The sequence below is a fragment of the Veillonella parvula genome (assembly GCF_032550495.1).
In the GTDB taxonomy this organism is placed as follows: domain Bacteria; phylum Bacillota; class Negativicutes; order Veillonellales; family Veillonellaceae; genus Veillonella; species Veillonella parvula_G.
The window spans coordinates 1-3,252 of record NZ_JAWFZJ010000011.1 but is presented as its reverse complement, the minus strand read 5'-3'; the positions used below and the strand labels follow the sequence as shown (position 1 = coordinate 3,252).

Here is a 3,252-nt window from a genome sequence, read left to right as displayed (position 1 = left end):
GCTTCCTATCCTCCCAGGCCGTCTCCAGCCAAGTACTTTCGGCGTTTATGAGCTTAACTACTGTGTTCGAGATGGGAACAGGTGGATCCTCATAGCCATCGCCACTGAATCTGTCAGAGTTTGTACTCTGAAAACCACATAGAAGTATATATATTTATTGCACATTCTGCTTAATGTTTTGTTATATGTTGCGTCCCATACTCAAAGTACACGTCTGGAGGATTGCGTCGAAGCCTGTGGATTTCACATCGTGAAATCTTACGTTTCGACGTAAGCGACTCCACGCAACTTGTGCGTCGCGTTGCTCCTTCAAGTTGGTTACGCTGCTTAAGTAAAGCCCTCGATCGATTAGTACCAGTCAGCTCCAAACCTCACGGCTCTTCCACACCTGGCCTATCTACCATGTCGTCTACATGGGATCTTACTAGCTTACGCTATGAGAAACCTCATCTCAAGGCTGGTTTCACGCTTAGATGCTTTCAGCGTTTATCCGTCCCGAACGTAGCTACCCAACTGTACCCTTGGCAGGATAATTGGTACACCAGCGGTTCGTCCACTCCGGTCCTCTCGTACTAGGAGCAGCCCCCTTCAAGTTTCTTCCGCCCGCGATGGATAGGGACCGAACTGTCTCACGACGTTCTGAACCCAGCTCACGTACCACTTTAATCGGCGAACAGCCGAACCCTTGGGACCTACTTCAGCCCCAGGATGTGATGAGCCGACATCGAGGTGCCAAACCTCCCCGTCGATATGGACTCTTGGGAGAGATTAGCCTGTTATCCCCAGGGTAGCTTTTATCCGTTGAGCGATGGCCCTTCCACTCGGCACCACCGGATCACTAAGCCCGACTTTCGTCCCTGCTCGACCTGTCCGTCTCGCAGTCAAGCTCCCTTCTGCCTTTACACTCTTCGAGCGATTTCCGTCCGCTCTGAGGGAACCTTTGGGCGCCTCCGTTACTCTTTTGGAGGCGACCGCCCCAGTCAAACTGCCCGCCTAAGACTGTCCGGCCGGTCGTTACTCGGCCCGTTAGAAATCAATTAATGAAAGGGTGGTATCCCAACAGCGACTCCCCTAAAACTGGCGTCCTAGGTTCTACGTCTCCCACCTATCCTGTACATTCATTAACTAAGTTCAATCTTAGGTTGCAGTAAAGCTCCATGGGGTCTTTCTGTCCAGTCGCGGGTAACCTGCATCTTCACAGGTACTTCAATTTCACCGGGTCCCTCGTTGAGACAGTGCGCAAGTCGTTACACCTTTCGTGCGGGTCGGAACTTACCCGACAAGGAATTTCGCTACCTTAGGACCGTTATAGTTACGGCCGCCGTTTACTGGGGCTTCAATTCAGAGCTTCGACCAAAGTCTAACCCCTCCTCTTAACCTTCCAGCACCGGGCAGGTGTCAGCACCTATACATCAGCTTTCGCTTTAGCAGGCACCTGTGTTTGTGGTAAACAGTCGCTTGCGCCTCTCTTGTGCCACTCATTCATGCTCCAAGCGCTTCTGCTCTTCACACTACATGAGTCCTCCTTTTCCCGAAGTTACGGAGGCATTTTGCCGAGTTCCTTAACGAGGGTTTTCCCGCGCACCTTAGGATTCTCTCCCCGCCTACCTGTGTCGGTTTTGGTACGGGCGATGTGTCTCTACCTAGAAGCTTTTCTCGACAGTGTAGGATCAATCACTTCGCGACTATTGCTAGTCACTCGTCATCACATCTCAGCTTTTAGAGCTACGGATTTGCCTATAGCTCAACCTACCTGCTTAAACACGCTCTTCCAATCGCGTGCTGACCTACCTTACTGTGTCACTCCATCGATCAAACGATTCACACCGGTACAGGAATTTCAACCTGTTGTCCATCGCCTACGCTTTTCCGCCTCGGCTTAGGTCCCGACTTACCCTGAGACGACGATCGTTGCTCAGGAACCCTTAGGCTTTCGGTGGAATGGATTCTCACCATTCTTTTCGCTACTCATACCGACATTCTCACTTCTCATCAGTCCACAACTCCTTACGGTACTGCTTCAGCCCGATGAGAACGCTCCCCTACCCATATACATTGCTGCATATGACACGACTTCGGTTTTACACTTTAGCCCCGGACATTTTCGGCGCAGAGTCTCTCGACCAGTGAGCTATTACGCACTCTTTAAATGGTGGCTGCTTCTAAGCCAACATCCTGGTTGTTTTGGAAATTCCACATCCTTCGCCACTTAGTGTAACATTGGGGACCTTAGTCGGTGTTCTGGGCTGTTTCCCTCTTGACAATGGACCTTATCATTCACTGTCTGACTCCCGAGTATAAGTATAGCCATTCGTAGTTTGACTAGGTTCGGTAACCGGTATGGCCCCTAGCCCGATCAGTGCTCTACCGCCTATACTCTCTACCTCGAGGCTAGCCCTAAAGCTATTTCGGGGAGAACCAGCTATCTCCGTGTTCGATTGGCATTTCACCCCTATCCACAACTCATCCCAAAGCTTTTCAACGCTCACGAGTTCGGTCCTCCACACAATTTTACCTGTGCTTCAACCTGGCCATGGATAGATCACTACGGTTTCGGGTCTACTATTACTAACTGAACGCCCTGTTCAGACTCGCTTTCGCTGCGGCTCCATGTGTTCCACTTAACCTCGCTAGCAACAGTAACTCGTCGGTTCATTCTTCAATAGGCACGCCGTCGTCCTGATATATATACAGACTTCGACTGTTTGTAGACATACGGTTTCAGGTTCTCTTTCACTCCCCGCCAGGGGTTCTTTTCACCTTTCCCTCACGGTACTATGCGCTATCGGTCGATATCAGTATTTTGGCTTGGAGGGTGGTCCCCCCTGCTTCCCACAAGGTTTCACGTGTCTCGTGGTACTCTGGATACAGTCCCGTGTATGCAAGGTTTCGATTACAGGGCTTTCACCTTCTGCGGCTGAGCTTTCCAGCTCCATTCTTCTACCTCATTTACACTTGATGACTGTCCTCAACCCCGGTGCGGTTGCCCGCTCCGGTTTGGCCTCTTTCCCGTTCGCTCGCCGCTACTAAGAAAATCTCGTTTGATTACTGTTCCTCCGGGTAATTAGATGTTTCAGTTCCCCGGGTGCCCTCCTCATAGTCTATGCTATGGGTGACAGTGCATAACCACTGCCGGGTTCCCCCATTCGGATATCTACGGGTCACAGGTTGCTTGCACCTCTCCGTAGCTTATCGCAGCTTACCGCGTCCTTCTTCGGCTGATATCGCCAAGGCATCCACCGTACGCCCTTA

2 rRNA genes are annotated in these 3,252 nt (G+C 51.1%); both read right to left on the bottom strand.

Annotated elements, in window-relative coordinates:
* Positions 1-109: ribosomal RNA gene (gene rrf, locus E6X37_RS10265) — 5S ribosomal RNA — on the bottom strand; the annotation flags it as partial.
* 219 nt (positions 110-328) lie between these two features.
* Positions 329-3,252 (bottom strand): 23S ribosomal RNA (locus E6X37_RS10260); the annotation flags it as partial.